This window comes from Mesorhizobium sp. M0802 (assembly GCF_040320115.1).
GTDB lineage: Bacteria > Pseudomonadota > Alphaproteobacteria > Rhizobiales > Rhizobiaceae > Mesorhizobium.
Genome location: NZ_JAMYOY010000002.1, coordinates 321,176 through 345,527, shown reverse-complemented (window position 1 = coordinate 345,527; position 24,352 = coordinate 321,176). Strand labels below are relative to the sequence as shown.

The following is a 24,352-nucleotide window of genomic DNA, read 5'->3' as shown; positions in this document are numbered from 1 at the left end:
GGCCGGGGCTGTTCAAAGCTCCGGCACAGGCAAATCAGGCTGCAGCGGGCCTGCGTCCGGCCGCGGTCGCGAGCTCGCGAATACCCGGCTCGATGTGCTGCACTGCGATCGAGGAAATGCCCAAGCGCATGAAACGCGACGGCTTTTCGGTGCGATCGAAGAAGCGGTCGCCCGGCTCGATGATGACGCTGCGCGAGGCCGCGGCCTCGGCCAGTCCACGTGAATCGGTGCCGCGCGGGCCTTCCAGCCAGAGCGATGTGCCGCCGGCCGAATCGGTCGAGCGCCATTCCGGCAGGAATGCGGAAATCGCATGGACCAGACGCTTGCGCCGCTCGTCGAAGGCCGACGACAGCCGCCGCACCAGCGCCTCGTGATGGCCGAGCGACAGGAACAGCGCGACCGCGCGCTGGTTGTTGGCCGGCGGGTGCCTGAGCATGAAGCGGCGCAGCGCCCTGAGCTCGGAGATTAGTCCAGCCGAAGCGACGATGTAGCCAAGCCGCAGGCCCGGAGCCAGCGTCTTCGACATCGAGCCGACATAGACGACGCGACCCGAGCGATCGAGGCTCTTCAGCGCCTGCTGCGGCGCCTCGTCGAGAAGCTGGCTGTCATAGCCGTCCTCGATGATGATCTGGTTGTGGCGGTTGGCGCGCGCCAGAAGGTCCTGCCGCCGCTCTGCCGACAGCGGCACCATGGTCGGGCAATGGTGGCTGGGGGTGACGAAGACAAAGCCGGAATCGTTGGGGATGGACGAGGTGACGATGCCGGACTGATCGACCGGAACCGGCTGGATTTCGGCGCCTGCCAGGCGGAAGATCGAGCGCGCGTCGGGGTATCCCGGGTCTTCCATCGCGACCTTGGAGCCCTTTGTCATCAGCAGTGTCGCCAGCATATAGAGCGCGTTCTGGGCGCCGAGCGTGACGATGATCTCGTCCGGATTGGCGAAGATGCCGCGCCGCGGCAACAGCCGCGCCTGGATCTGCTCGATCAAGAGCGGATCGTCGCGATCGACCATGTCGGAGGCCCAGTTGCGGATTTCGAGCACGGCCAGCGCCATGCGGTTGCACTCACGCCATTCGGCTGTCGGGAACAGCGCCGGGTCGAACTGGCCGTAGACGAAGGGGTAGGACGACTTGATCCAGTTATCGTGCTTGGCCGGTGGCGGCATATCGCTGGCGGCGATCTGCCGGCGTGCCTTCCAGTCGATCTCGTTCTGCTGGTCGGGCGCCTTCTGGTGCGGCTTGGCGGGGGTGGCCAGCACATCCGGATTGACGAAATGGCCGCGCCGTTCGCGCGCCACCAGGAAACCCTGATCGACCAATTGCTGGAACGCCAGCACCACAGTGCCGCGCGCGACGCCGAGTTTTTCAGCCAGGATGCGGCAGGACGGAAGCGGCATCGAAGCGGCGATCTGCCGGTCGAGAATGGCGGCGACGATCGCCTGACGGATTTGCGCCTGCAGGGTCTGGCCCGATTCCGCCGAAATCCGGAACAGGCCGGACCATATGGCCGTGTCGTTACGCTGTGGCATGGAAGGTGTTCCTCGATGGCCAGTCTTTTTTGCTTGGCTGGACCAGCGGAAGGTAACCGTGGCACAAGGGGTTGCGCCAATCAATTTTTCTGATCGCTGGGATTTATGCCAGTGATCTATGCGCGACGCGCAGCGTCGTCGCATCCCCGGGTGACGCTTGCGTCATCCCGCAGCGCGGACGCCCGCGCGATGCGAAGCGTCGTCGCGCCTCATTATCCCCAGCGCGACGCGTAGCGTCGTCGCTACTCCCATCACATCATCCAGCGCGACGCGCAGCGTCGTAGCTCCATCAGATCGCACTATGCTGCACTGCGTCATCCCCACGCATTGAAACATGGGGAATTCGGCTCGATAACATCACCCCGACGACACGCGCCGGAAACATCCGGTCTGATAAGATGTCGTGAAAAACGATCAGGAGCCGGCATTGGATCATTCCTCCTTCGACAAACAGCTTGTCGCCTTGCGTGCTGCGCGCGCGGCAGCATCGGGCACGATGCGCGAGGCTTTTGCCGCCGACCCCAAGCGCTTCGAGACGTTTTCGGCCAGCGACGGCGACCTTTTGCTCGACTGGTCGAAATGCGCGGTCGACCAGCGCACGATGGAACTGCTCGAGAAGCTCGCCGCCGCCGCCGATCTCGAAGGTCGCCGGGCCGCAATGTTTTCCGGCAAGAAGATCAACATCACCGAGGACCGCGCCGTGCTGCACACGGCGCTTCGCAACCTCTCGGGCAAGGGCGTCACGGTCGATGGCCAGGACGTCAAGGCGGATGTGCTGTCCGTGCTCGACGCCATGGGCGCTTTTGCCGATGCCATTCGTTCCGGCAAGGCCGCCGGCGCCACCGGCAAGAAGATTACCGACATCGTCAATATCGGCATTGGCGGCTCCGATCTCGGCCCGGCCATGGCGACGCTGGCGCTGGCGCCCTATCACGACGGCCCGCGCGCGCACTACGTCTCCAACATCGACGGCGCCCATATCCACGACACGCTGAAGGGCCTGTCGGCCGAAACCACCCTGTTCATCATCGCCTCGAAGACCTTCACCACGGTCGAGACGATGACCAATGCCGAGACGGCGCGCGAATGGGTGCAGAAGGCGCTCGGCAAGGAAGCTGTCGGCAAGCATTTCGCCGCCGTCTCGACCGCGCTCGACCTGGTTTCCAAGTTCGGCATCGAAGCGGATCGCGTGTTCGGCTTCTGGGACTGGGTCGGCGGCCGCTATTCGCTGTGGGGCGCCATCGGTCTGCCGGTGATGATCGCCATCGGTCCGCGCAATTTCCGCGCCTTCCTAGGCGGCGCGCATGAGATGGACGAGCACTTCCGCACCGCAGCCCTGCAGAAGAACCTGCCGGCGCTGCTGGGGCTGGTCGGCTGGTGGCATCGCGTGATCTGCGATTATCCGGCGCGTGCCGTCATCCCCTATGACCAGCGACTGTCCAGGTTGCCGGCCTATCTGCAGCAGCTCGACATGGAATCGAACGGCAAGGGCGTCACCCTCGACGGCACGCCGGTGACGACGCCGACCGGACCGCTGGTCTGGGGCGAGCCCGGCACCAATGGCCAGCACGCCTTCTTCCAGCTGCTGCACCAGGGCACCGATTTCATCCCGGTCGAGTTCCTTGCCGCTGCCGTCGGCCATGAGCCTGATCTCAAGCACCAGCACGATCTACTGCTTGCCAATTGCCTGGCCCAATCGGAAGCGTTGATGAAGGGCCGCACGCTGGACGAGGCGCGCGCGCAGATGCTGGCCAAGGGCATGAAGCCGGCCGATGTCGACAGAATAGCCCCGCACCGCGTCTTCTCCGGCAACCGCCCCTCGGTGACGATCCTCTACCGCAAGCTCGACCCGCGCACCTTCGGCCGGCTGATCGCGCTTTACGAGCACCGAGTCTTCGTCGAAGGCACTCTGTTCAACATCAATTCCTTCGACCAATGGGGCGTCGAGCTCGGCAAGGAGCTGGCGACCGGCCTGTTGCCAGTCGTGGAAGGCAAGGAGAGCGCCGCCAAGCGCGACGCATCGACCGCCGGGCTGGTGGCGCGCATCCAGCAACTGCGGGGGGCGCAATGAAAAATCCGGCCGACATCAAGGGCATCTTGTTCGACAAGGACGGCACGCTTGTCGATTTCAACGCGACATGGCTCGGCATTGCCGATTTCATGGCCATGGACGCCGCCGAGGGCGATCGCTGGAAGGCCGACAGGCTGCTTTCGGCGGCGGGCTTCGATTTCGTCGGCAAGCGTTTCAAGCCCGATTCAATCTTTGCCTCCGGCACCAACATGGATGTCGTCGAGCTGTGGTTCCCGCGCCTGTCCGACGAGGACCAGATGCTGGCCGTCGCCCGCTTCAACGAGATCACCTCGGTGCAAGGCTCATCGATGGCGGTGGCCCTGCCCGGCATCGTCGCGGCGCTGACGGCTCTGCACAAGCGATCCTACCGGCTCGGCGTCGCCACCAACGATTCGACTGCCGGTGCCGAAAAGACCATGGTCACGCTCGGCGTCGCCCAGCTGTTCACCGCCGCCTATGGCTATGACGCGGTCGCCAATCCGAAACCGGCGCCGGACACGATCGTCGCCTTTTGCGACCTGACCGGGTTGAAGGCGTCCGAGATCGCCATGGTCGGCGACAACCGCCACGACCTGGAGATGGCGCGTGCTGGCGGCTGCGGCCTGGCGGTCGGCGTGCTCTCCGGCACCGGCACGCGTGAATCGCTGTCCTCGATCGCCGATGTCGTTCTCGATTCTGTTGCCGACCTGCCGGACTTTCTGTCGGCGCGGGTCAAGGAGACGGTTTGACGGGGAGTGCCTGGGGTGAAGCGCGAAGTACCGAACGTCCGTTCTTAGGCCGCAGGCCGACTGCAGCTTTAAGGCCTGAATCCTCAAAAGCGGACGTTCAGCGTGCGCGGATTCCGTTGGCCAGGATCACGCCTGCTATGACTTCATCTCGACGCGGATACCGTGCAGGGTCTTGCTCGAAGCGTTGAGCACGCGACCCGCTGGTTGGGGGGCCATATGCACCACAAGACACCCTTGACCGTCCCATGCCTGAACCGCTTGGACGACATCTCGATTGGGCGGCATCATGGTTCCATCCGGCGCGAAGTCGTGGATAGGGCCTTCCACCTCATCGAACACGAATACTGAAGGCCAGCGGTGGTGATGTGTCGGCTCTTCCTCGTCGGGCTTGAGGATCACCTCAAGCACGCGAAGCCGGTCATTCTCAAACAATACCTTGTGGTTTGCAGGCGCCGCGATCACGGCGTCAAGCTTTGGGTCCCACTGCGTAGGGTCGGTCTGGTCGATCACGTTCGTGGCCATGGCTTCATCTCCTCTCGGATACACAGGCGGTCCTCACGCCGTGGTCACCGGTTGAATCGTGCCTTGCGCGCAGAACTGCTGCCCGTCCGCCAGTCGCGCATAGTTATGAACGATCTGGTTCTCGTGATCTTGAACCTGCACGACGAAGTTGCCGCCTTGCTCGGTCCAACTCATGATAAAAAGTCCGGGTCGAACGCCGGTCAGACTGCTCTGAACCACCTCGTCGATCTTTGTAGCGCCGATCGTCGCCTGCACCCGCAATTCGGTCGGCGACAGGACCGTCAACCTCGGTACAAACTGTCCGAACAAGCAATCAAAAGTCTTTCCGACGAGTGAGGTCGGAGCACCATTGGTCGTAGCCATCCTAATCCTCCTCGATGATTTTCGAAATTAGCTTGGCCGATGCTCGGCACAGATGCCGAACTGCTACTTTCAATTTTTGGAACGCTCCAAGTGCAAGTTCCAACATTTTGGACCTAGCGTCAAGAAAAAACTTGGAGCGCTCCAAAAAATTGTCTAACTGAGGGAAATGAACGCTTCTAAAATGCCTACGCTCGCCGATGTCGGCCGGCTCGCTGGAGTCTCCCGCGGCACCGTCTCCAACGTATTCAACCATCCGGATCTGGTGCGATCCGATCTGCGCCAGCGCGTCCAGGCCGCGGCGCGTCAGCTTGGTTATGATGGCCCCGACCCGAGGGGACGCGTGCTGCGCGACGGCAAGTTCAACGCCATAGGCCTGATCCCCCCGGGCGCATACGCCATTGCCGATATGATCAGGAGCCCATATCTGCGCGAGCTGGTGCTTGGCGTTGCGCTTGCTTGTGACGAGGCTGGAGCGACATTGAGTTTGGTCAATGGTACGGACGAGACACGCACCTCCACCATTCGAGAGGCCTTGGTTGACGGCTTCATTCTGGGCCACAGCGCGGACATCGAGTTGATCGCGTCTTTACGTCGCCGGCGGCTGCCCTTCGTCATCCTCGAGAGCGATGCCGGTCCGGACGTCAATTCTATCCGGATAGACGGCAGGAGCGGGGCGCTGGCGGCCATCAGGCATCTGGCTGCTCTTGGACATCGGCGTTTTGCAATCCTTTCCATTCGGCGCACATCGGGGTCACCCATCGTCCATTTGCCTGGCAATTCCCCGCGCGCTATCTCTGCCGGTTTTCAACTTGATCAAGAGAGACTTTTCGGCTTCGCCCAAGGGTTGGCTGAGTTCGGTCTGGACATTGACAATGTCCCGATCATCGAGACGACTCCAGGTGATCCTTCGGCCGGAGAGGTCGTATTCGACCAGGTTCCGCAAGCAACGGCGATCCTGACTATGTCGGATTGGCAGGCAATCACCGTCCTGGACGAAGCGCGTCGGCGCAATATCAAGGTACCCGAGCACGTGTCGGTCGTCGGCTTCGATGGTACCGCGGAGTCTTCGCGCACCACCCCTCCGCTCACGACAGTGGCTCAAGACATTGTTAGGAAGGGGAGACTTGCTGCAATGATGGTATTTGCAAACGCCCCCCCGAGCCAGGTGATCATACCGGTCGAACTCTTGGTCCGCGGCTCGACCACCCGACCGCGCGGTTAGGCCGGATCACCCTTACCGGGTATTCAACGGTGGGCGTTGCCGCTTCAGCGCTCATCGGCTTCAAACGAAAACACTCCGCTCGGCCTGGTCGAAGCACCCTTCGCGTCGCCAAAATCCGGCACCTGATATTCGGCGAGCAATCGTAGCCGCGACAGCGGCAGATCGGCGCGGCGGGGATCGCCGACCAGCACCTCGATGCCGGCTGCCAGGCAGCGGTCGAGGAACGGGATCATCCGCAGAGCAACCTCGCGGCCGTAGAACACGTCGCCGGCAAGCACGAGGTCGACCGCTGGCGGCGGGCCCGTCGTGATATCCTGGTCGACAATGGTGATCTCGACGCCGTTGGCCAACGCGTTGAGGCCGATCGCGGCGACGCCGTTGCGATCGATCTCCGCCGCGATCACCGCGCTGGCGCCGGCCTTGGCGGCGGCGATGCCGACGAGGCCCGAGCCGGCGCCGAGGTCGAGCACGCGGTGACCGGCCACGATTTGCGGATGGTCGAGTATATAGCGCGCCAGCACGGCGCCGCCGGCCCAGGCATAGGCCCAGTAGGGCGGCTGCGGCTCAGCTTCGTGCTCCTCGGTCTGGCTGCCGTCTTCCGGTCCATGAGCTCGCCACTCGACAAGCCGCCTCAGGCCGCTGCCGGGATGAGCCGTATAGAGCTGGATTTCAGGAAGCGCGGGGACGGGCGCAAGCCGCAGGTTCGCCTTGATGAACACTACTGCATCGGGACGCCGACTATCGTCCGCCATCCCGCCGTCGCTTGGCTCGCCGTTCAAACTATTCCCGCAGCGCCCGGCGCAAAATCTTGCCCACCGGCGTCTTCGGCAGTTCGGTCCTGAACTCGATGTATTTCGGCCGCTTGTAGCCGGTCAGGTTCTCGCGACAATACGCAGTGATTGCCTCAACGGTCAGCGCCGGATCCTTCTTGACGATGAACAGCTTCGGCACTTCGCCCGAATGCTCGTCCGGCACGCCGACCGCCGCCACTTCGAGCACGCCCGGATGCTGGGCGACGACTTCCTCGAGTTCGTTGGGATAGACGTTGAAGCCGGAGACCAGGATCATGTCCTTCTTGCGGTCGACGATCTTGGTGTAGCCGCGCTCGTCCATGAAGCCCATGTCGCCGGATTTGAAGAAGCCGTCCTTGGTCATCACCTTGGCGGTCTCGTCCGGCCGGTTCCAGTAACCGGCCATGACTTGTGGCCCGCGGATGCAGATCTCGCCGACTTCGCCCAGCGGCAGGTTGTTGCCGTCATCGTCGCGGATGACGATCTCGGTCGACGGCAGCGGTAGGCCGATCGTGCCGGTGAAATTGCTGTCGCTGAACTTGTTGGCGGTGGCCACCGGCGAGGTCTCCGACAGCCCGTAGCCCTCGGTGATCGAATTGCCGGTCAGCGCCTTCCAGCGCTCGGCAACCCCCTTCTGTACCGCCATGCCACCACCCAGCGTCATGATCAGCGGCTTGAAGTCGAGCTTGCGGAAATCCTCGTTGTTGAGCAGCGCGTTGAACAGCGTGTTGAGGCCTGGGAAAATGTGCATCGGGTATTTCTGCAGCTCCTTGACGAAGCCGGGAATGTCGCGCGGGTTGGGAACGAGCACGTTCTGGGCGCCCTGCTGCATGCCCATCAGCGCGTTCACCGTCAGCGCGAAGATATGGTAGAGCGGCAGCGCGCAGATGAAGTTGAGATGCGCCGGTTTCGGCTTGATCGCGTAGGCGTCCTGCAGCCATAGCGTGTTCTGCGCGACATTGGACAGCACATTGGAGTGCAGCAGCACAGCACCTTTGGAAATCCCCGTGGTGCCGCCTGTATATTGCAGGAAGGCGACGTCGCTGGCTTCCATCTTGGCCGGCTTGAAGGCGATGCCGGCGCCGGCCTTCACCGCCGCATTGAACTTGACATGGCCGGGCAGCGACCAGGCCGGCACCATCTTCTTCACCCGGCGCACGACGAGGTTGACGATCGTGCCCTTGAGGCCGAGCATGTCGCCCATCGCCGCGACCACCACATGCTTGACCGCCGTCCTGGCAATCACCGCGTCCAGGGTGCTGGCGAAATTCTCCAGAATGACGATCGCCTGCGCGCCGGAATCCTTGAGCTGATGTTCGAGCTCGCGTGGCGTGTAGAGCGGATTGATGTTCACCACGACATAGCCGGCGCGAAGCACGGCCATCATCGCCACCGGATATTGCAGCACATTCGGCATCATCAGCGCCACGCGTTCGCCCTTCTGCAGGCCCTTCGATTGCAAATAGGCGCCGAAGGCGGCCGATTGCCGCTCGAGTTCGGCATAGGAGATCGACTTGCCCATGCAGACGTATGCCGGCTGGCCGGAAAACTGCTTGCAGGCGCCGACGAGGAAGTCGCCGATCGAACTGTAGGGCAGGGCGCCGATCTCCGCCGGCACGACTTTCGAATAGCTTTTTAGCCATGGCTTTTCCGGCAAGCCCGCGGCAAGCGCCGTCAGCGTATTCGGCAGTTTTTTGGCCACGCCCGTCGACGGCTTCGAGGCGGGCTTCGCCGCGGCTGTCTTGGCGGCTGGCGGCTGGGCGGGCTTTGCAGCGGGTGCTGTCTTCGCAGCGCGGTTGACCGCAGGTTTCGCTGCCGGCTTGGCGCTTGCCTTCGCCGGCGTCGAGGTTGCCGTTGGCTTGACGGCGGGAGTGGCTTTGGCCGGTGGCGCTTTCGACTTGGCGGCAGCGGCGGCCGGTTTTGAAGCTTTCGCCGCTTTTGCTTTCGCCGGGGCCGTTGACTTTGTTGCTTTCGCCACCTCTAGCCTCCCTAAGTCGTTCTGTTGCCTGCTCCATGCTGCGCCGCCTCGATGTGGTGAGGCGTCCTCCGCTGCAGCGATGTCGCGGATCCCGGAAAATCCAGCGTGTCATCTATCTATTGCGACTATCGGCGGCCGTGCAAGTCTTGCCCCAGCGGCAGGACGGCAAAGATTTGCCGTCGAAATCCTTCCCGCGACGCCGGCTCGGCAATGCCGTCCTGTCGTGTCGGTGGCGAAACCCAGGCTTGTGGATTTTTGGCTTACGATTGCTGCGATCAATGAAAAAATGCGGTCGTTAACAATCCCGTGATTAGCAGATTTTGCTATTTGTTTCTGCAGTTCGTCAAAGACCGAGAAATATTTTCTGCTTACGGTGGGGTAGGCAAACAGGGTGTTCCAAAGCCGGAAAAACGGTGCTTATATGCGCGCTTCGCGAGCCTATAGAGGGGCTTGGAAGAACATCAGGGAGTGCTCAATGAAAAAGAAACTGACTTTTGCAGCCGCGTTGCTGGCTGCAAGCGTCCTCGGCGGTGTGGCCAATGCCAAGACGCTGGTCTATTGCTCGGAGGCCTCGCCGGCCAACTTCGACCCGGGTACCACGACGGGCGGCAACGACTTCGACGCCTCGTCGCGCACCGTCTATTCGCGCCTGGTCGAGTTCAAGCATGGCGGCACCGAAGTTGTGCCCGGTCTCGCCGACAAATGGGAGATTTCGGACGACGGCCTGGTCTATACTTTCCACCTGCATCCGGGCGTGAAGTTCCAGACGACAGATTTCTTCAAGCCGACGCGTGATTTCAATGCCGACGACGTCGTCTTTTCGTTCGATCGCCAGTTCAACAAGGAAAACCCCTGGAACGGCGAGAAGTACCTGCCGAACCTGACCTGGGACTACTACACCGGCATGGACATGCCGAAATACGTCGCCAAGTGGGAAAAGGTCGATGACCTGACCGTGAAGCTGACGCTGACCGAGCCGAACGCGCCGATGCTGGCCAATCTCGGCATGGACTTCGCCTCGATCGTGTCGAAGGAATATGCCGACCAGCTGGAAAAAGACGGCAAGATGGCCGACTTCTCGACCAAGCCGGTCGGTACAGGTCCGTTCCAGTTCGTCGACTACCAGCTGGATTCGGTCATCCGCTATGCGGCCAACCCGGACTACTTCAAGGGCAAGGAAAAGATCGACGATCTCGTCTTCGCGATCACGCCTGATGCCACCGCCCGCATCCAGAAGGTGCTCGCCGGCGAATGCGATATCGCGCCCTATCCGAATCCTGCCGACATCGGCACGATCAAGGCCAACGCCGACGTGACCCTGATGGATCAGGCTGGCCTCAACATCGGCTATATGAGCTACAACACCACCATCCCGCCGCTCGACAAGCCTGAAGTGCGCCATGCGCTCAACCAGGCGATCGATCGGGAATCGCTCATCAAGTCGCTGTTCCAGGACGCCGGCGCCACGCCGGCCGTAAACCTGATCCCGCCGACCATGTGGTCGTGGAACAAGGACGTGAAGTCCGACGCCTATGATCCGGAAGCAGCCAAGAAGGTGCTGGCCGATGCCGGATTGAAGGAGATCCAGCTTTGGGCCTCCGACCGCGTCCGTCCCTACAACCCGAACTTCCAGCGCGCCGCGGAACTGATCCAGGCTGACTGGGCCAAGGTCGGCGTCAAGGCGGAGATCGTCAGCTACGAGTGGACGAAGTACCGCGAAGAAGGCAAGAAGAAGGAGCGCCCGGGCGCCTTCCAGATCGGCTGGACCGGTGACAATGGCGATCCGGACAATTTCTTCGCCACGCTGTTCGCCTGCTCGGCCATCGGCGTGTCGAACTACTCCAGCTGGTGCGACAAGGACTTCGAGGATCTGATCCAGAAGGCCAAGAAGACCAGCGACCAGGCCGAACGCACCAAGCTCTATGAAGAGGCGCAGGTTGTCTTCCAGAAGCAGGCTCCGGCCTTCCTCATGGCACACAGCCAAGTCTACGCAGTCGTGCGCAAGAATGTCAGCGGCTTCATGATGGACCCGCTCGGCATTCATCGCTTCGACGGCGTCGACAAGGCCGAATAGAACTGTTAGGCGGGCGGCGCGCAATCAGGCGCCGCCCGCTTTTCAAGATGCTCCGATATCTCCTAAACAAAATCGTCTTGGTGCTGCCGACGCTGATCGGCATCACCATCTGCGCCTTCGCTTTCGTCAGGCTGCTGCCCGGCGATCCCATTCTTGCCATGGCCGGCGAGCATGGCGTGTCGCCCGAGCGTTACGCGGAACTGAAGGAACAGTTCGGCTACAATTTGCCGATCTGGCAGCAATACGCGCATTATGTTCGCGATGCCGCGACCGGTAATTTCGGCGTGTCGATTTCGTCCAAGCGGCCGGTCATCGAAGATTTCATGACGCTCTTCCCGGCAACCATCGAGCTCTCAGTCTTCGCCATGATCTTCGCCATGGTGCTGGCCATCCCGGCCGGCATCATTGCTGCGGTCAAACGCGGCTCCTGGTTCGACCAGGGGCTTATGGGCACCGCCCTCGTCGGCTATTCCATGCCGATCTTCTGGTGGGGCCTGCTGCTGATCATCTTTTTCTCCGGCTATCTCGGCTGGACCCCGGTTTCAGGCCGCATCGGCCTTCAGTTCTTTATCAAGCCGATCACCGGCTTCTTGACCCTCGACAGCCTGCTCTACGGCAAGTGGGATGCTTTCCGCTCGGCATTGAGTCACCTGGTGCTGCCGACAATTGTGCTCGGCACCATCCCGCTGGCGGTGATCGCGCGCCAGACGCGCTCGGCCATGCTCGAAGTGCTGGGCGAAGACTATGTGCGGACCGCCCGCGCCAAGGGCCTGTCGTCGTCCCGCGTCATCGGCGTGCATGCGCTGCGCAATGCGCTGATCCCGGTGGTCACCACCATCGGCCTGCAGGTCAGTACCCTGCTCGCCGGCGCCATTCTCACAGAAACCATCTTCGCCTGGCCGGGCATCGGCAAGTGGATGGTCGAATCCATATCCAAGCGCGACTATGTCGTCGTGCAGTCAGGCTTGCTGTTGATCGCCCTTATCGTCATGGCGGTGAACCTGATTGTCGACGTGCTTTATGCCGTCATCAACCCGCGCATCAGGGCGGCGTGATGAGCCAGTCGACCGAAATCGCCCCGATGGCCGCCGGCAACCCTGACCGTCTGACCGGCTTCAGGACCTTCTGGCACTATTTCTCGGTAAACCGCGGCGCCGTCATCGGCCTGTTCGTCTTCATCCTTTTGGTGCTGGCCGCGCTCTTTGCACCGCTGCTGGCACCCTATGCGCCCGACATCCAGGACAAGACAGCTTTCCTGCGTCCGCCGGCCTGGCAGGCAGGCGGCAGCATGGAATATCTGCTTGGCACCGACGCCGTCGGCCGCGACATGCTCTCGCGCCTGCTCTATGGCGCGCGTTTCTCGCTGCTCATCGGCGCCGTCGTGGTCACGCTGGCGCTTGTCGGCGGCATCACGCTGGGCCTTTTGGCCGGCTATTTCCGGGGCTGGGTCGACGTGGCGATCATGCGGGTCATGGATCTGATCCTGTCCTTCCCGTCGCTGCTCTTGGCGCTGGTTCTGGTCACCATCCTCGGCCCCGGCCTGTTCAACGCCATGCTGGCCATCGCGCTTGTCCTGCAACCCCACTTTGCCCGTCTGGTGCGCGCTGCCGTCATGGCCGAAAAGAGCCGCGAATATGTGGTCGCCGCCAAGGTCGCCGGCGCCGGCCATATAAGGCTTATGCTGCGCACCATCCTGCCCAACTGCTTGGCGCCGCTGATCGTCCAGGGCACGCTGTCCTTCTCCAACGCCATCCTGGAGGCGGCCGCTCTCGGCTTTCTCGGCCTTGGCGCCCAGCCGCCGACACCGGAATGGGGAACCATGCTCGCCTCGGCGCGTGAATTCATCCTGCGCGCCTGGTGGGTGGTGACCTTCCCCGGTCTGGCCATCCTCATCACCGTGCTTGCCATCAACCTGATCGGCGACGGTCTGCGCGATGCGCTCGATCCGAAGCTGAGGAGGTCGTAATGGCGCTGCTCGACATCCGCAATCTCGTCGTCGAGTTCCAGACCGCATCCGGCCCGTTCCGCGCGGTCGATGGCGTCTCGCTCCATGTGAACGAACGTGAAGTGCTGGCCATCGTCGGCGAATCCGGCTCCGGCAAGTCGGTGTCGATGTTGGCTGTGATGGGGCTGTTGCCGTGGACGGCGACGGTCACTGCCGACGAGATGAGCTTCAACGGCCGCGATCTCCTGAAGATGAGCCCGGCCGACCGGCGCAAGATCGTCGGCAAGGACATGTCGATGATCTTCCAGGAGCCGATGGCCAGTCTCAATCCGTGCTTCACCGTCGGCTTTCAGATCGAGGAGGTGCTGCGCTTCCATATGGGCATGGACAAGGCCCAGCGTCGCGAGCGCGCCATCGAATTGCTGACGCAGGTCGGCATTGCCGAGCCGGCCGAACGGCTGAACTCGTTTCCGCACCAGATGTCGGGCGGCCAGTGCCAGCGCGTGATGATCGCCATCGCCATCGCCTGCAATCCGAAGCTTCTGATCGCCGACGAGCCGACCACCGCGCTCGACGTCACCATCCAGAAGCAGATCCTCGACCTGCTCGTGTCGCTGCAGGTTAAATACGGCATGGGCCTGATCATGATCACCCACAATATGGGCGTGGTCGCCGAGACGGCCGACCGCGTCATCGTCCAGTACAAGGGCCGCAAGATGGAAGAGGCCGACGTGCTGTCGCTGTTTGAATCGCCGAAGAGCAATTACACCCGCGCGCTGTTGTCGGCGCTGCCGGATAATGCCGTCGGCGACCGGCTGCCGACCGTCTCGGACATGCTGTTCGAACCGGCTGCCGGGGGCGTCTGATGAGCATCAAGGTCGTCGAAGGCAAGGACATCGTGCGCGACTATCACGTCGGCGGCGGCCTGTTTCGCGGCGCGCGCACCTTGCATGCGGTCAAGGGCGTCTCGTTCAGCGTCGACAAGGGCAAGACGCTGGCCATCGTCGGTGAATCGGGCTGCGGCAAGTCAACGCTGGCGCGCATCATCACGCTGATCGATCCGGCAACGTCGGGCGAACTGTTCATCGACGGCAACAAGGTCGACATCGCAAGGAACGGCCTGACCAGGGAGATGCGCCGCAAGGTGCAGATCGTCTTCCAGAACCCTTACGGATCGCTCAATCCGCGCCAAAAGATCGGCGATGTGCTGGGCGAGCCGCTGCTCATCAACACCGACAAGCCGGCCGAAGAGCGGCGCGACCTCGCCATGAGGATGCTGAAGAAAGTCGGCCTCGGAACCGAGCACTACAATCGCTATCCTCACATGTTCTCGGGCGGCCAGCGCCAGCGCATCGCCATTGCCCGCGCGCTGATGCTGAACCCGAGCCTGCTGGTGCTTGACGAACCGGTCTCCGCGCTCGATCTTTCGGTGCAGGCGCAGGTGCTCAACCTGCTCGCCGACCTGCAGGACGAATTCCAGCTGACCTATGTCTTCATCAGCCACGATCTGTCGGTCGTGCGCTACATCGCCGACGATGTGATGGTGATGTATTTCGGCGAAGCCGTCGAATACGGCTCGCGCGAGGAGGTCTTCGCCGACCCCAAGCACAACTACACCAGGACGCTGTTCGCCGCGACGCCGCGCGCCGACGTCGCCTCGATCAAGGCGCGGCTGGCGAAGAAGAAGGCCGCCTGACCTCTCACCGAGAATTGTTTTTGAACAATCGGAAATGCGTCGCGGCGGTGGTTTGCCGGCAGGATTGATCGCGATCTGCGAGCTGCCGGGCGCAAGCCGCGTCGCAGGTTGGGGTGCGCCCCATCACTCACCCGCTCCGTGCTGGTAAAGCTCGTCCATGCTGAGCATTGCCAGGGTTGCGAAGGGGGCCTGTTTTTTCACCCGACCGCGGCTCAAGATCACCACGTCGTCGCAGAACGATATGGTGCTGTAATGATGACTGATGACAATGGTGGTGCGGCGGCCGGCCCGCGATTTCAGCGTCTCGACAATAGCGGCTTCTGACAACCCATCCACCGCACTGGTGGCTTCGTCGAGGATGAGAATATCGGGATCGCGCACCAGCGCCCGCGCCAGGGCGATCCTTTGCCTTTGTCCGGCTGACAGGTTGATGCCCCGGTATCCGACCAGTGTCGCGTAGCCCTGCGGCAGGTGCTCGATGAATTGATGTGCCTCGGCCAGCCTTGCGGCGCGCATGGCGTCGCTGGCCGACGCCGTGTCGTAGCCGTAGATAATGTTTTCAAAAATGGTGCCATCGACCAGTTCCAGCTCCTGACTGGCCAAGGCAATGTTCCGCCGCCATTGGCTTGGGTCCACTTCATCGAGCGGTGCCCCATCGACGAGGATCCTGCCGCTGTCGGGTTTGACGAAGCGGCACAGGAGATTGACGATCGTCGTCTTGCCGGCGCCCGAGCGGCCGATCAGCGCCGTCGAGCGGCCGCTGCGGATGTCGAACACCGCCTTATGCAGCACCGCCTCGCGCGCGTCGGGGCCTGACAGGGGACCGGAATAGGCGAAGCTCACATCATCGAAGCTGATCCCTTGGCGCAAGCCGTCGAACGGCAGGCTGCCCTGCGGCGCCTCGGGCTTGTCGGAAGGATCGAGCAGCCATTGTACCTCCTCCAGCGAGCCGCTCATGCCTTGCAACTGACTCCAGGACATCTGCAAGGCCCGCATATGCGGCTGCAGTCGGTAGAGCAGGATGAGGAAGGCGACGGTCAGCGGGAAGCTTACATTCGCCAGCCAGGCTCCGATCACCACCGCCAGGAACAGCATCGCGTGCAATACCTCGGTCAGTGGCGGCAAGACGCCCTGGCGGATTGAAAGCACGAAAGCCGCCCGCCGCACCCCGTCGGACGCTTTGGCGAAGACCGCCTTTTCACGGTTCTCCTGCCCGAAGATGCGAATCAGGCGCCCGGCATGCACCAGATGCAGCATCTGCGACGCCAGTGCGCTGTTGCGCGAGACGACGCTGCGGCTCGGCGCCTTCAGATTGGACGACAAAACCCCGTGCGCCAGCTGGACAAGCGCCAGCCCTAGAGTCACCAGCAGCGTCATCTGCCAAGAGAGGAGCAGGAGGAAGGCGAGCAGGATGACGGCGGCCGAGGCACTGACGATCGCGCCGAGCAGGGCCTGGATAGCGTCGGATGCTCGCCAGGATTCGTTGGAGATGATGTTGAGCAGCCGCCCGGGGCTTTGCTGCAGGAAAAAGGGGTAGCCGACCCTGAGCAACTGCTCCGACAGTGCGCTACGGATCGAATAACCTGCCTTGCCGTAGATGTAGCTGGTCAGCAGAGTGTTGGCGAAGGCAAAGACATTTTTCAGTACGATCGAACCGAGGATCGCGGCCGAAATGGCGATCAGCCGCTGGCGCTCGCCGAGGTCCGCTCCAACCTGCTGGAGGAGGGCGGAGAAACCGGCCATGCCTGATGTTTCGCCACGTCCCATAATGATGCCGAGCAGCGGAATGATGAGACCGATGCCGAGGCCTTCCAGCGCGGCGCCCGCAAGCCCGAGCCCCACCACGACGGGAACGAGCCGCAACAGCCTGCCACCAAGCGCGCGGCGCAGCATTGGCAGGGCTGACGGAATCAGTGACATTATCGCGCTCTGGCCTCCGCATTGGCTTCGCTGGCTTCTCGGTCGTGGCGCAGCGGCAGCCGTTTTGGCCATCCCATCATGACGAGCAGCGCAAATCTGGCGGCACCTGCCAGATTCATTACGACAATAGGCCAGTGCGACAGATCGAGGTCGCGGTCAAAGCGAGGACGGCCCGCCAGTTCCCTGAACGCGGCCCGCGCGGACCAATAGACATGGCGAAGCAGCCAAGGGGCGTGGCGGACATGTTTCAGGCACAGCGCACCATTACCGAGGCTATAGTCGCGGTGCAGCCTGTCGATCGATTTGCGGTCTCGCCGGCCGTGATGATGCAAGACCGTCATGTCGGGCACATACTCGACCGGCATGCCGAGCAGCATCGCCCGCACGAGATAATCAGTATCTTCAGCCGAGCGTAGCGGGCCGCCAGCGCCGAAGCGTTCGTCGAACGACCCGATGCGGGCCGCGACGTCGCGGTGCATGGTCATGTTGCAGCCGAGCACGAAGCCGCCGGGGTGGACCGCCGGGGTCAGCCGCTCGCTTGCCTCGCAGAGCTTTATGGTGAAGGGCAGGTCCCGGGCATCACCGAGTTCGACCCGGCCGCCGCGGATCAGCCACTTCTCGCCACTCCGGTAGTGCCGCTCCAGGTCGCGGAGATAGTCGCGGTCGAGCTTGCAGTCGTCGTCGACGAAGACCAGCACGCGGCCTCGCGCTCGCGCCAATCCGGCATTGCGGGCAGCGGCTAGTCCGGGGCGAGTCTCCGAGACGGCTGTGACTGGGATGTCGGAAGTTTCGGCGATAGCGGCCAGCCGCTTTGACGTGCCGTCCCGTGAACCATTATCGACCACCACCAACTCTGCCGCGAAGGTGGCGTGCACCCGGCATGCGGCCTGGATCGAGGCTATGCAAGCCTCCAGCACAGCGGCGCGGTCGCGCGTGCAGACGATGAAACTGACCTCGAGCGACGGCCGCTCCGATCGGGGAGATGTCGGGACCGGCGCACTCGCAAACTGGTGATCGCGCAGGAGCGGGTGGGGCCTGTCGGTCATACCAGTCCCCGCTGATAACGCGCAAGCACCGCTTCGGCCGGCGTGGTTTTGAAGAAGTAGGCCACCGCGTCCGCCCGCTTTCCGGCCCTTATCGAGAGCAGGCTGAGCCAAGGCGCCCAGACGCCGGGACGCAGCGCATATTGTTCGCGGCGCCGGATGAAATTCCATCTCGCCGTCCGCGTGAGCAATTCGTGGGTCAGCGGCGGTTCTCCTTCGTCGCCGACGAGTTGGTAGAGGAAATAGAACAGGTTCAGCGCGCCTGCCTCGAAGCTTGGCCGTGTGTCGGTCGGCAGCTCGGAAATCCGCTCTTCGAGCGCACGGATGAAATCGGCTGCGCGCGAAACCGTGTCGAAAGAGACGGCCTCGCCGATGTCGCGCAGATCCGCTGTGGTTTCCGCAAGCCCCTCACGCTCGAGATTTTCGGCCACGATCCGCAAATGCGTCCTGCGCATTTCCTTGGCATGCCGCATGGTTACGCTTCCCGCATGGATGCGATAGACGAGCAGGCTATCGGGCAATATGGTCGCCGGGAAACGGCCGGCAAGCCGTCTGAAGAGATCAAAATCCTCGGCATGTCTATATTTGGGATCGTAATAGAGATCGTTGTTCCCAATGACATTCCTGTTGTAGATCACCGTCGGATGTAAGAATATCGTAAAGAACATCGACAATATGTCGAGCCGGCCGAGCCGGAACACCGGGTCTAGCCTGCCTTTGGCGATACGGCCGTGAAGCAAGGTATCAACGCAGGCGCCGCAGAAGCCGAGATCGGGCCGCCGCTCGAACAGTGCGACCTGGCGCGAGAGGCGCCGGGGATAGGCGACATCGTCCGCATCCATTCGCGCAACAAGCTCGCCCTGGGCCAGTCGTAGCCCTTCATTGAGGGTGGCGACGAGGCCGCGGTTCTCACGCGAGATGACAGAAACGCGATTGTCTGCCCGGCGGTATCGTTCGAGAATCTCGAGCGAGTTGTCAGTCGATCCGTCATCGATAGCGATGACCTCCAGGCGATCGTAGTCTTGCCGCAGAATGCTCTCCAGCGCAGCGGTGAGATAAGGCCCGGCATTGTAGACCGGCAGCAGGACGGAGACGAGCGGCGCGGTGGTCATCTCTGCGCATCCGTTCGCCGGAGTTCGAGTGCGGCGCGGCCATCGGGGGATCCGCCGGGATAGGCGTCCGCCGCCCTGCCGAGCCAGCCGGCATCGCCAGAGCGTGCCTGGGAGCGGCGGCGCGCTACATAGGGGAAGCGGCGCTTGAGGCCGTTGAGCGGCTTTTCGAAAGCCGTCCACGAGATCGAAGCGACGGCGATCGTGGCGGCGCTCGCGACCAGGAAACGCCCTGGCCCCTGCTCCGAGACATTGAGCGGGATCCAGGGCTGTGACTTGACGGCGAGCGACAGAAGGATCGGATGGTAAAGATAGACGCCGTAGCTGATGCGGCCCAGTGACAGCAGCGGTGGCAGTTCGAAAACCCTGCCGAGGACGCCGCCAAGGCCGGCTGAACAGGCGGCGACAACGGCCACCAGCGGCACCAGGGGCAGGATCTGCAGCAACGCCCAGCGGGCCCATTCCAGCATAGGATCGGCCGGCGCAGGGATAAGCCACTCAATCGCCAGGAAGACAGCCGCAAGGGCTGGCCAGCCTAGCCGCATCCATTGCGGCAGGCCGGCGCCTCTGGTCCGCCGGCAGGCAAGCAAAGCACCAAACGCCAGCGCGTCCATCGATGCTGGCGGCAGCAGGTCGCGCGCTAGCGCCGGGGTGGCGGTGATCGGCCAGTAGAAGCGATAGGCCAGCGACAACAGGATGACGCCGATAGTGATCGCTTCCACCCGCCGGCGGGGTGCGAGAAGCACGACCAGCGGCCAGGCGATATAGAACTGCTCCTCGATGCTCAGGCTCCAGAAATGGCAGAGTAGCCAGGGCGTCCATTCGTTGCGCAGCGCGTACCAAAAATTCGACAGGTAAAGCGCATGCCAGACGAGCGATCCACTGGACTGCTCCAGATCGGTCAGCCAGACGAACCCAAGCACGGCGAAATAGGGCGGGAATATGCGCAGCGCGCGCCTGATGTAGAAGGAACTCAATGCAGGGCCGGCTTTGAATTCGGCCGCGGCGCGCGCTTCGAGCAGCAGTCGTGTGATCAGGAAGCCGCTCAGCACAAAAAAAAGCCGCACCCCGATGTGGCCCCAAAAGGAGGACCCGTTGGGTGCAAGGAAATGGGAATAGAGAACCATCGTGACAGCGATGGCGCGCAGAGCGTCCAACTGATTGTCACGCGCGACCGCCATCAGCCATTTCCGCCGGTCTGAAATCTCCGATGAAGCCAGCGGCCCTGCATTCCGGGCCTCAGGTCGAGGCCTGCCAGCGTCGAGAGTGCGCCGACAACATCAAACCCGCGCCTTGTGCGCGGGGCAGCCTCGAAATCGGTGCTGGCCAGCGAAAAATTCAAGCTGATCAACTTGGCGGAATCCTCCACGGCGCACTTCCCAGTACCAAATCCCCCAAGAAATGGTGCAACCGGGCAATGGTGCAGTGCAATACAAAATATCTATCGAGCTGTAATATTTGTGTGAATTAGTGCTAAAAATGCGTATGATTTGCGAGTGCGTTGCGTCGCTCAGGGTTTTCCACGTCCGCAATGCTGCATGAGCAGTAGTACCTGGCAGAAAAGGCACCGTTTAATTACACAACTATAATCCGGAGTGTCTGATATAGGTCAAAATTGACGAAGATTATTCTAAGATAGTGGTTTTGTATCTTATAAATTATGCTTGTATTGTCGGGTTCTCTAGGCTGTCGATCTTGCGCGATGCAGCATAGTCGATGGTCAAGCGTCTGACGACGCAATCCTGTGGCGGCGGCCATATGGCGCACGTCGACGAGGCAGACAGGAAGTGCCGGTGTTGGCGTAGGGAGTGACGTGCATTAGCCTTGCACCTGCCGTCACGCTTGCGTCGGATGGAGAACTGGTGCCGCTTAGGTGACTCGAACACCTGACCCCATCATTACGAATGATGTGCTCTACCAACTGAGCTAAAGCGGCCCGGGAAGCGCGAGGTTCCAGGATCGGCTGGGTGATAGACTCAACCGGCCGCTAATTCAAGATGGGCAACCGCGATTTCGAGCCGGCATCCGGCAATTCGTCCCGGCATTTTCCATTGGCGCGCAATGAGCCACCGCCTCATTTGCTTTTTCGGCTACGCGGAGACGTCGCGGTGGACTGCGCACAAACTGCCCGGCAAGGCGGCAAAACGGACTGATTTTATTGCCAAAACGCATCGAAATGGGCCTTGAACAGGCCTGTAAGGCAGAATGCGGGCGCTCGCCCGTTGATTGATTGGTCGCCTGCGGCTAACGATCATGGCAATGTAAGCGAACGGACAGGGGAAATTCGCTTGGACGCGATCGAAAAAGCGATCCGCAACGCCTTCGAGAAAGGCAACGCCGAGGACCGGGCATTTCGCGAGAGGGTCTATCGGTCGGCTTTCGCGGCGCTCGACCGCGTGCTCCAGGCCAATCCCGGCGTGACGGTGGAAGCCGCCATCAAGCGCCGCAAGGCGGTGCAGGAAAAGATCGCCGAGATCGAATCCGAATTCCTGCCCGCGGTCCCCGATGTCGCCGCGCCGACGCAGAGCGCTGCGCAGACGCAGAGCGCTGCGCAGACACAAGATACCGCGCTGACGCAACGCGTTGCGCAGCCGCAAGACGCCGTACAGGGCGCCGCCGAAGCGCCCGCGGTCGATGCCCCGACAGGTGTCGCGGTCGGACCGTCGCCGGCGATCGTCGTTGATGGACCGGTTCAGCCCGAGGCATCCGACGCGCCGCGTTCGCGCGTGCTGCCGGTCGTCCCCGACATCATGCCTGACGCCACGCTGCCCGGCGCCCCGGCGATCGATATGGCCGATTCCGCGCCGGCCGAGGCCGCGGCGGAAGTGGCGCCTGACCGCGATGAAAGGCGGATAAGGGGCCGCCGCCTGCCGCTGACGGCGATCTTCTTTGGCGTGACGTTGCTCGCCGCCGCCGGCATCGGCCTCTATTTCGCCGTGCAGACCGGGGTCTTCAAGACGCCGGCGCAGCTCGACACGGCGCCGCCCGAAGCGCCGCCGACCGTCGACGATGACGACTTCACGCCGCCTGCCGATACAACTGAGCCGCAGCAGCCTGGCGCGCCGCAGCAGCCTGGTGTCGCCGAACAGACGCGCGACTGGATCAACGTGTTTACACCCACCGATCCAACGCATGTGGCGACCCCGTCCGACGCCAAGGCCGATGTCGTGCAGGACGACACCGGCTCCTTCCTGCGCATCCGCTCCGGTGCTTCCGGCTCGGCCATCAGCTTCGATGTCGGGCAGGGCGTGCTGGAGAAGCTTGCCGGCAAACATGCCGTGTTCGACATCGTCGCCCGCGCCGAGGACGGCAAGGACACGCAGATCTCCGTCGACTGCAATTTCGGCGATCTCGGCGATTGCGGCCGCAAGCGCTATGCGGTCGGCCAGCAGCGTAACGAATATCTGTTCGACGTGAAATTCCCCGACAAGCCCCCGGGCGCCGCCGGCAGCATCGCCATCAACTCCGACTTCGACAAGCAGGGCAAGGCGGTCGACATCTACGAGATCCGCGTCTCGATCGAACCGTAAGCGCCGCCTAGCGATCAAGCAGCGCCTGCAGCGTCTCGATGCGGTCGGCTTCGGCGGTCGGCTTGTCCCAGCGCAGCCGTGAGATGCGGGGAAATCGCATCGCAACGCCGGATTTGTGGCGGGTCGAACGGTTGAGACCTTCGAACGCCACCTCCAGCACCAGGCCTTGGCTGCGGTCGGCGCGCACCGAGCGCACCGGGCCGAAACGCTCGACCGTATTGTCGCGGACAAATTTGTCGATCTGCTTCAACTCCTCGTCGGTGAAGCCGAAATAGGCCTTGCCGACCGGCACCAATTCCTCCGCGCCTTCCGGCCCCGACCAGACGCCGAACGTATAGTCGGAATAAAAGCTCGACCGCTTGCCATGACCGCGCTGCGCATACATCAGCACAGCATCGACCGTGTGCGGATCGCGCTTCCACTTGAACCACGGCCCTTTCGGCCGTCCCGCGAGATAGGGCGAATCCCAGCGCTTCAGCATCACGCCTTCGATAATCGGGTGCGGCGGCGCGCGGCGCAGTTCCTCCAGCGTTTGCCAATCCCGGAATTCGACGAATGGCGACAGATCGAAACGGTGCGGGTCCAGCGTTGTGATGAAGGCCTCAAGACGGGCCCGCCGCTCGCGGAAAGGTAGCGCGCGCAAATCTTCGCCGTTGATCTGCAGCGCATCGTAGCAGCGCATGAAGGCCGGGTATTGCTGCTGTATCTTCGGGGCCACGCTCTTGCGATTGAGCCGCTGTTGCAGGTCCGAAAACGTGCCGGTCGCCGCGGGCTCGCCGACCAGCAATTCGCCGTCGAGCGCGGCGGAAAAATTCATCGCCTGGGCGAGATCGGGGAATGCGCCGGACACATCGTCGCCGGTGCGCGAATAGAGCCGGCGCACGCCGCCCTCGCACACCGCCTGAACGCGGATGCCGTCCCATTTCCATTCCGCGGCATAGGCGGCCGGATCGAGCTTTTCGAGGTCGCCGTCGCCGACCGGGTTCGACAGCATCACCGGACTGAACAGGGCAAGTGCGGTCCGCTTCGGCTTCTCGGCCTTGCCTTCCAGCCACGCGAACAGCGAGATATAGGGCGGCGTCAGCCCGTGCCACAGCTCCTCGATCTCGGCGACATCGACCTTGCCGAAATCGGCCAGCGCCTGTTTGGCCAGCCGCGCCGAAACGCCGATGCGCAAGCCGCCGGTGACCAGCTTGATGATGGCAAAGCGCGCCGAAATGCCGGCGCTGTCGAGCAGCCCGGCCAGCACCCTGGGTCCGTCCGAGCGGCTCGCCGCCTGCAGCTTTGTCACGACGTCGCCAAGCGTCGGCTCCCGGTTGGGGATATGTCCCGGCGTTTGCGGCCAGACCAGCGACACGGTTTCAGCGAGGTCGCCGACATAGTCGTAGGAATAGCCGAACAGCACCGGATCCATGCGCTCGGTGACCAGCGTGCGCAGCATCGCCGGCTTGACCGCCGCAATGTTGAGGTCGCCGGTGATAGCCGCCAGCGCCAGCCCGCGGTCGGGGTCCTCGACGCTGCGGAAATAATCGACGAGCAGCGTCAGCTTGCCATTGCGCGACGGCGTCAGCACCAGGCGGTCGAGGAGCTCGGCAAAGCGGTTCATGGATGCAAGGACCGCGTTGACGGCAGAGGTTTGCGCTCTGGCACACCCCCCTCTGTCCTGCTGGACATCTCCCCCGCAAGGGGGGAGATTGGCAGCCTTGATCTTGCCGCCCATCTTGCGAGGTTGGCGATTGGCGAAAGCGGAGGTGACATCTGATCTCCCCCCTTGCGGGGGAGATGGCCGGCAGGCCAGAGGGGGGTGGGAAGGATCGCCGCGCCGGCGATTT

Annotated in this window: 20 protein-coding genes and 1 tRNA gene; 9 read left to right on the top strand and 12 right to left on the bottom strand. The window is 62.8% G+C overall.

The genetic code is table 11. From position 1 onward, the window contains the following. Nucleotides 1-34 precede the first annotated feature (34 nt). Entirely contained in the window at nucleotides 35-1,528 is a 1,494-nt protein-coding gene (gene pdxR, locus NKI10_RS04885; protein WP_352858922.1) for a MocR-like pyridoxine biosynthesis transcription factor PdxR, read from the bottom strand. A gap of 427 nt (nucleotides 1,529-1,955) precedes the next feature. On the opposite strand from pdxR, the gene pgi reads away from it, so the two are divergent. After that, on the top strand, nucleotides 1,956-3,599 hold the full coding sequence (pgi, locus tag NKI10_RS04880) for a glucose-6-phosphate isomerase (RefSeq protein ID WP_502897531.1): 1,644 nt from the start codon (nucleotides 1,956-1,958) through the stop codon (nucleotides 3,597-3,599). Next, nucleotides 3,596-4,327, top strand: a complete 732-nt coding sequence (locus tag NKI10_RS04875; RefSeq protein ID WP_352858920.1) for an HAD family hydrolase — start codon at nucleotides 3,596-3,598, stop codon at nucleotides 4,325-4,327. Before pgi ends, NKI10_RS04875 begins: the two co-directional genes overlap by 4 nt. A 135-nt stretch (nucleotides 4,328-4,462) precedes the next feature. Here NKI10_RS04875 and NKI10_RS04870 read toward each other — a convergent pair whose 3' ends face one another. Both NKI10_RS04870 and NKI10_RS04865 read right to left on the bottom strand, forming a co-directional pair. Beyond that, the gene (locus NKI10_RS04870; RefSeq protein ID WP_352858917.1) at nucleotides 4,463-4,849 is read right to left on the bottom strand and encodes a hypothetical protein; all 387 of its coding nucleotides are present in this window, start codon (nucleotides 4,847-4,849) and stop codon (nucleotides 4,463-4,465) included. Nucleotides 4,850-4,882: 33 nt separating this feature from the next. Further along, the gene (locus NKI10_RS04865; RefSeq protein ID WP_352858915.1) at nucleotides 4,883-5,212 is read right to left on the bottom strand and encodes a MoaF-related domain-containing protein; all 330 of its coding nucleotides are present in this window, start codon (nucleotides 5,210-5,212) and stop codon (nucleotides 4,883-4,885) included. Nucleotides 5,213-5,393: 181 nt separating this feature from the next. Here NKI10_RS04865 and NKI10_RS04860 point away from each other — a divergent pair, with 181 nt between their 5' ends. Further along, nucleotides 5,394-6,434: a LacI family DNA-binding transcriptional regulator gene (locus tag NKI10_RS04860; RefSeq protein WP_352858913.1), complete on the top strand. Its 1,041-nt coding sequence runs from the start codon at nucleotides 5,394-5,396 to the stop codon at nucleotides 6,432-6,434. Between the two features lie 44 nt (nucleotides 6,435-6,478). Here NKI10_RS04860 and NKI10_RS04855 read toward each other — a convergent pair whose 3' ends face one another. After that, on the bottom strand, nucleotides 6,479-7,186 hold the full coding sequence (locus tag NKI10_RS04855) for a class I SAM-dependent methyltransferase (RefSeq protein WP_352858911.1): 708 nt from the start codon (nucleotides 7,184-7,186) through the stop codon (nucleotides 6,479-6,481). Nucleotides 7,187-7,214: 28 nt separating this feature from the next. Next, nucleotides 7,215-9,203, bottom strand: a complete 1,989-nt coding sequence (locus NKI10_RS04850; RefSeq protein WP_352858909.1) for a long-chain fatty acid--CoA ligase — start codon at nucleotides 9,201-9,203, stop codon at nucleotides 7,215-7,217. A 475-nt stretch (nucleotides 9,204-9,678) separates the two neighbouring features. On the opposite strand from NKI10_RS04850, the gene NKI10_RS04845 reads away from it, so the two are divergent. From NKI10_RS04845 to NKI10_RS04825, 5 genes are read left to right on the top strand one after another with little or no spacing between them, the layout of a single operon-like run. After that, a complete protein-coding gene (locus tag NKI10_RS04845) occupies nucleotides 9,679-11,277 on the top strand; it encodes an ABC transporter substrate-binding protein (RefSeq protein ID WP_023669491.1) in 1,599 nt (532 codons plus the stop codon). Between the two features lie 47 nt (nucleotides 11,278-11,324). Continuing rightward, on the top strand, nucleotides 11,325-12,332 hold the full coding sequence (locus tag NKI10_RS04840; RefSeq protein WP_023669492.1) for an ABC transporter permease subunit: 1,008 nt from the start codon (nucleotides 11,325-11,327) through the stop codon (nucleotides 12,330-12,332). A gap of 26 nt (nucleotides 12,333-12,358) precedes the next feature. Then, nucleotides 12,359-13,243, top strand: coding sequence for an ABC transporter permease subunit (locus tag NKI10_RS04835; RefSeq protein WP_050485757.1), 885 nt, complete (start codon nucleotides 12,359-12,361; stop codon nucleotides 13,241-13,243). Then, nucleotides 13,243-14,088 carry an ABC transporter ATP-binding protein gene (locus tag NKI10_RS04830; RefSeq protein ID WP_023696764.1) on the top strand — a complete coding sequence of 282 codons (846 nt, stop codon included), beginning with the start codon at nucleotides 13,243-13,245 and terminating at the stop codon, nucleotides 14,086-14,088. Before NKI10_RS04835 ends, NKI10_RS04830 begins: the two co-directional genes overlap by 1 nt. Beyond that, nucleotides 14,088-14,918: a dipeptide ABC transporter ATP-binding protein gene (locus NKI10_RS04825; protein ID WP_023669495.1), complete on the top strand. Its 831-nt coding sequence runs from the start codon at nucleotides 14,088-14,090 to the stop codon at nucleotides 14,916-14,918. The genes NKI10_RS04830 and NKI10_RS04825 overlap by 1 nt, the downstream gene beginning before the upstream one ends. A 123-nt stretch (nucleotides 14,919-15,041) precedes the next feature. On the opposite strand, the gene NKI10_RS04820 is transcribed toward NKI10_RS04825, so the two are convergent. The 6 genes from NKI10_RS04820 to NKI10_RS04795 all read right to left on the bottom strand — a co-directional run bounded on the left by NKI10_RS04820 (nucleotide 15,042) and on the right by NKI10_RS04795 (nucleotide 20,926). After that, nucleotides 15,042-16,838 (bottom strand): ABC transporter ATP-binding protein, encoded by a 1,797-nt coding sequence (locus tag NKI10_RS04820; protein ID WP_027049321.1) that lies wholly within the window; start codon nucleotides 16,836-16,838, stop codon nucleotides 15,042-15,044. After that, nucleotides 16,838-17,884, bottom strand: a complete 1,047-nt coding sequence (locus NKI10_RS04815) for a glycosyltransferase family 2 protein (protein WP_023682048.1) — start codon at nucleotides 17,882-17,884, stop codon at nucleotides 16,838-16,840. The genes NKI10_RS04820 and NKI10_RS04815 overlap by 1 nt, the downstream gene beginning before the upstream one ends. Next, nucleotides 17,881-18,993 carry a glycosyltransferase family 2 protein gene (locus NKI10_RS04810; RefSeq protein WP_023669498.1) on the bottom strand — a complete coding sequence of 371 codons (1,113 nt, stop codon included), beginning with the start codon at nucleotides 18,991-18,993 and terminating at the stop codon, nucleotides 17,881-17,883. The genes NKI10_RS04815 and NKI10_RS04810 overlap by 4 nt, the downstream gene beginning before the upstream one ends. Further along, nucleotides 18,990-20,171: an acyltransferase family protein gene (locus NKI10_RS04805; protein WP_023669499.1), complete on the bottom strand. Its 1,182-nt coding sequence runs from the start codon at nucleotides 20,169-20,171 to the stop codon at nucleotides 18,990-18,992. Before NKI10_RS04805 ends, NKI10_RS04810 begins: the two co-directional genes overlap by 4 nt. Next, complete coding sequence (locus NKI10_RS04800; protein ID WP_023682045.1) at nucleotides 20,171-20,359, bottom strand: hypothetical protein; 189 nt, start codon at nucleotides 20,357-20,359, stop codon at nucleotides 20,171-20,173. Before NKI10_RS04800 ends, NKI10_RS04805 begins: the two co-directional genes overlap by 1 nt. Nucleotides 20,360-20,850: 491 nt before the next feature. Then, nucleotides 20,851-20,926: transfer RNA gene (locus NKI10_RS04795), tRNA-Thr, on the bottom strand. A gap of 352 nt (nucleotides 20,927-21,278) precedes the next feature. On the opposite strand from NKI10_RS04795, the gene NKI10_RS04790 reads away from it, so the two are divergent. After that, nucleotides 21,279-22,520 (top strand): hypothetical protein, encoded by a 1,242-nt coding sequence (locus NKI10_RS04790; protein ID WP_352858907.1) that lies wholly within the window; start codon nucleotides 21,279-21,281, stop codon nucleotides 22,518-22,520. 7 nt (nucleotides 22,521-22,527) lie between these two features. On the opposite strand, the gene NKI10_RS04785 is transcribed toward NKI10_RS04790, so the two are convergent. Then, nucleotides 22,528-24,126, bottom strand: a complete 1,599-nt coding sequence (locus NKI10_RS04785; protein WP_352858905.1) for a cisplatin damage response ATP-dependent DNA ligase — start codon at nucleotides 24,124-24,126, stop codon at nucleotides 22,528-22,530. Nucleotides 24,127-24,352 lie beyond the last annotated feature (226 nt).

What these genes read in the sequence shown, in the direction of transcription:
- pdxR (WP_352858922.1), bottom strand. Translation starts at nt 1,528, where the DNA reads ATGCCACAGCGTAACGACACGGCCATATGGTCCGGCCTGTTCCGGATT.
- NKI10_RS04875 (WP_352858920.1), top strand. Translation starts at nt 3,596, where the DNA reads ATGAAAAATCCGGCCGACATCAAGGGCATCTTGTTCGACAAGGACGGC.
- NKI10_RS04815 (WP_023682048.1), bottom strand. Translation starts at nt 17,884, where the DNA reads ATGACCGACAGGCCCCACCCGCTCCTGCGCGATCACCAGTTTGCGAGT.
- NKI10_RS04855 (WP_352858911.1), bottom strand. Translation starts at nt 7,186, where the DNA reads ATGGCGGACGATAGTCGGCGTCCCGATGCAGTAGTGTTCATCAAGGCG.
- NKI10_RS04830 (WP_023696764.1), top strand. Translation starts at nt 13,243, where the DNA reads ATGGCGCTGCTCGACATCCGCAATCTCGTCGTCGAGTTCCAGACCGCA.
- NKI10_RS04860 (WP_352858913.1), top strand. Translation starts at nt 5,394, where the DNA reads ATGCCTACGCTCGCCGATGTCGGCCGGCTCGCTGGAGTCTCCCGCGGC.
- NKI10_RS04805 (WP_023669499.1), bottom strand. Translation starts at nt 20,171, where the DNA reads ATGGCGGTCGCGCGTGACAATCAGTTGGACGCTCTGCGCGCCATCGCT.
- NKI10_RS04840 (WP_023669492.1), top strand. Translation starts at nt 11,325, where the DNA reads ATGCTCCGATATCTCCTAAACAAAATCGTCTTGGTGCTGCCGACGCTG.
- NKI10_RS04825 (WP_023669495.1), top strand. Translation starts at nt 14,088, where the DNA reads ATGAGCATCAAGGTCGTCGAAGGCAAGGACATCGTGCGCGACTATCAC.
- NKI10_RS04835 (WP_050485757.1), top strand. Translation starts at nt 12,359, where the DNA reads ATGGCCGCCGGCAACCCTGACCGTCTGACCGGCTTCAGGACCTTCTGG.
- NKI10_RS04865 (WP_352858915.1), bottom strand. Translation starts at nt 5,212, where the DNA reads ATGGCTACGACCAATGGTGCTCCGACCTCACTCGTCGGAAAGACTTTT.
- NKI10_RS04870 (WP_352858917.1), bottom strand. Translation starts at nt 4,849, where the DNA reads ATGGCCACGAACGTGATCGACCAGACCGACCCTACGCAGTGGGACCCA.
- NKI10_RS04785 (WP_352858905.1), bottom strand. Translation starts at nt 24,126, where the DNA reads ATGAACCGCTTTGCCGAGCTCCTCGACCGCCTGGTGCTGACGCCGTCG.
- NKI10_RS04845 (WP_023669491.1), top strand. Translation starts at nt 9,679, where the DNA reads ATGAAAAAGAAACTGACTTTTGCAGCCGCGTTGCTGGCTGCAAGCGTC.
- NKI10_RS04810 (WP_023669498.1), bottom strand. Translation starts at nt 18,993, where the DNA reads ATGACCACCGCGCCGCTCGTCTCCGTCCTGCTGCCGGTCTACAATGCC.
- NKI10_RS04820 (WP_027049321.1), bottom strand. Translation starts at nt 16,838, where the DNA reads ATGTCACTGATTCCGTCAGCCCTGCCAATGCTGCGCCGCGCGCTTGGT.